Here is a 2,778-nt window from a genome sequence, read left to right as displayed (position 1 = left end):
GCGTCAAACCGCACCAGCGTCGGCCACAGCCGGATATCCGCAAGAGTGAGCTGCTGCCCCACCAGATAGCGACGTCCGCAAAGCCGCTCCTCCAACCAGTCCATCCGTGCCCACAACTGGTCGTAGGCCGCCTCGTAGGCCGACTGTGTCCCGGCGAACCCGCACCGGTAGACGCCATTGTTGACGTCCCGGTAGACGAGCTCGGAGACCTCCTCGATCTCCTCCCGCAGGGCCAGCGGCCACAGGTCAGGAGCGTGCTCCTCCTGATAGGGGGTCCACTCGGTGACGAAGTCTTTGACCATCTGATCAAAGTCGTTGGTGACCACCTGGCCCGTCGTGGTGTCCACGATCGCTGGCACCGTGACCCCAGACTCCGGATAACCCTGGGGCCGCGCGTCATAGGCGTCCTTCAGCTTGGGGATGCGCAGCACCGGGTCGACACCGCCGGGATCGAGGTCGAAGGTCCACGAATCCTTGTCGTGCACCGGACCGGCAACGCCCATCGGCAGCGCCTCCTCCAACCCGAGGAGCTTGCGGGTCAGGATCGCTCGGTGCGCCCACGGGCACGCGCGCGACGTGATCAGCCGGAAGCGTCCGGGCTCCACCTGGAAGCCGTCGCGCCCGTCGCTGGTGATCCGCGTCTGGATGTAGCGCGCGTTGCGTTCGTAGCTGTCCTGCACGTACGAACCCTCGCTGTCCTTGCCCACGGCTCAGTCCTTGCCCAGGCGCCCGAGCCGCTCCAGCAGGAGCGCCTCCGCGAGGCAGACCCGCTCGAACTCGCCTAGGTGCAGACTCTCGTTAGCTGCGTGGGCACGGGTGTCGGGGTCCTCGACACCGGTCACCAAGATCGCTGCCTCCGGGAACCGCTCAGCGAATGCCGCGACGAACGGGATCGAGCCACCGACGCCGATGTCGACCGGTTCGGTCCCCTCCCACGCGTCCCGGAAGGCAGCGCGCGCCTCCTCATAGATCGGCCCCTGAGCGTTGGCCGCGAAGCCCGATCCGTGGTCGTCCAGGGTGACGCTCACCTGGCAGCCCCACGGCGCGTTGTCCTCCAGATGCTTCTTCAACAACTGGTATGCCGTCTCCGGCACCTCCGCGGGGTGGATGCGCATCGAGATCTTCGCCCGACCGACCGGCGTGAGCAGGTTGGCGGCCTTAGCGACCGTCGGCGCGTCGATGCCGATGACGGTCAGCGCCGGCTTGGTCCACAGCCGGGACAGGAAGGAGCCGCTCCCGATCGGCTGGACTCCCTCGGCCAGACCAGACTCGGCGCGCAGCGTCTCCTCCGGATAGTCCAGGTCAGCCGCCTCCGAGGACTGCAGGCCGGCGACCGCGACGTTGCCCTCGTCGTCGTGCAGCGTCGCCAGCAGCCGAGCCAGCGCGGTCAGTCCGTCGGGCACCGCACCGCCAAACATGCCGGAGTGCACGCCATGCTCCAGCGCCTTGACCTCCACCACGACCCTGACCAGTCCGCGCAGCGTCGTGGTGAGCGCGGGGACGCCGATCTTCCAGTTCTGGCTGTCGGCCAAGACGATCGCGTCCGCCGCGAGGGCGTCGCCGTGACGCTCCAGGATCGTCGGCAGCGAGTCCGAGCCGACCTCCTCCTCCCCCTCGACGAAGACCGTCACCCCCACCGGAGGCTTGCCCCCGTGGGCACGCAGCGCGGCGACGTGCGCCATGATTCCCGCCTTGTCGTCGGCGACCCCGCGGGCATACAGACGCCCGTCGATCTCGGTCGGCTCGAAGATCGGGGTGTTCCAGTCCGCCTCCTCCCCCGGCGGCTGCACGTCATGGTGTGCATAGAGCAGCACGGTGGGTGCGCCCTGCGGTCCGGCCAGGTGTCCGATGACAGCCGGCCGACCGCCCTCCCGCACGACCCGCACGTCCATACCCTCGGCAGCCAACAAGTCGGCGACCGCCTGCGCCGAGTCATCGACGTGGCGCTGGTCGAAGCTGTCGAGGGAGACCGAGGGGATGCGCGTCAACGCTTCGAGGTCGGAGCGGATCCCGGGCATCGCGTCGTGCACGCGCGCGGCGAGGTCAGCGGTGGACGGGGACGGCTGCTGGGTCTGTTCGCTCACGTCTTCGACTCTAGACCGGGCATCCGACCGCACGGTATGGAGTCCCCACGCCGGTGTCGACGCGTGGACGGGCCAACGGAGGATGCCACCTACACTGGGGCCGTGCAGTTCTGGAAGAAGTCGTCCGAGCCCGCTGAGCTAAGCGAGGCCAACATCGCCGCCTCCCCTCCCCTGGGGAAGGGTCGCCCGACCCCGAAGCGTCGCGACGCCGAGGCTGCTAATCGGCGCCCTCTGGTCGGCGCCGCGCAGAACAAGACCCCTGAGGCCAAGGCCAAGGCCCGTTCGGCTCGGTCGGAGATCCGGGAGGCGATGCTCCGCGGCGAGGAGCGCTATCTGCCAGAGCGGGACAAGGGGCCCGAGCGCCGTTTCTTGCGCGACACGGTCGACTCCCGTCGCAACGTCGGCGAGATCCTATTGCCGGCCATGCTCATCGTGCTGGCACTGTCTGTCATCCAGCAGGACTGGGCCAAGATGGCCAGTTTTGTCGGCGCCTACTCCTTGATCCTGTTTGCGATCATCGACAACTGGCTGCTGTGGCGTCGGGCGAAGGCCAACTTCCTGGAGGCCTTCGGCCACCTGCCCGGCAAGGGCTCAGCGTCCTATACGGTGCTGCGCGCCTTCCAGATGCGTGGCAGCCGCATACCTCGTCCTGCCCTGAAGCGCGGGGACCCCGTCCACCGTCGCTGAGCCCATC

The 2,778-nt window shown here is 68.4% G+C and carries 3 protein-coding genes; 1 reads left to right on the top strand and 2 read right to left on the bottom strand.

Going from position 1 to position 2,778, the window contains the following annotated elements; translation table 11 throughout:
* Both Q4P07_RS13125 and Q4P07_RS13120 read right to left on the bottom strand, forming a co-directional pair.
* Nucleotides 1-707, bottom strand: a 707-nt coding sequence (locus tag Q4P07_RS13125) for a glutathione S-transferase C-terminal domain-containing protein (RefSeq protein ID WP_303375366.1), incomplete at its 3' end; no start/stop codon positions are given.
* A gap of 3 nt (nucleotides 708-710) precedes the next feature.
* Nucleotides 711-2,084, bottom strand: coding sequence for a dipeptidase (locus tag Q4P07_RS13120; protein ID WP_303375365.1), 1,374 nt, complete (start codon nucleotides 2,082-2,084; stop codon nucleotides 711-713).
* Nucleotides 2,085-2,186: 102 nt separating this feature from the next.
* On the opposite strand from Q4P07_RS13120, the gene Q4P07_RS13115 reads away from it, so the two are divergent.
* Nucleotides 2,187-2,771, top strand: coding sequence for a DUF3043 domain-containing protein (locus tag Q4P07_RS13115; protein ID WP_303375364.1), 585 nt, complete (start codon nucleotides 2,187-2,189; stop codon nucleotides 2,769-2,771).
* Nucleotides 2,772-2,778 lie beyond the last annotated feature (7 nt).

The organism is Ornithinimicrobium sp. (genome assembly GCF_030537745.1).
GTDB lineage: Bacteria > Actinomycetota > Actinomycetes > Actinomycetales > Dermatophilaceae > Ornithinicoccus.
The sequence above is the reverse complement of the archived record's forward strand: the minus strand, read 5'-3'. Positions and strand labels throughout refer to the sequence as shown.